Consider the following 296-nt stretch of genomic DNA (forward strand, 5'->3'; position numbering starts at 1 on the left):
GACTGATCGTCTTGCGGTCGCCGCATTCCAGCGCGGCGGAAAGGTCGATGGCACGCTGGCTGTCGGTGATGATATGGCGCGCACGGCGGGCCACCACCGGGTCCAGCCGGTTGCATTCGGCATTGAGCGTGGCCAGATCGACATCGCGCAGTGCCGGGACATTGAAGTGGTGTGCAGCCGCTTCGCATTGCTGGCGGCGTGTGTTGTATTCGCTGCCGACCAGCCCGCGCTGGATATTGGAATTGACGATCAGCACTGCCAGATCATCGGGCATGGCGACCGGGCGGGTTTCAAGC

1 pseudogene is annotated in these 296 nt (G+C 63.5%); it reads right to left on the bottom strand.

The features are described from left to right. A pseudogene (locus AC0KVQ_RS10945) lies at positions 1-296 on the bottom strand (galactokinase); the annotation flags it as partial.

This window comes from Formivibrio sp. oc-25, assembly GCF_055810895.1.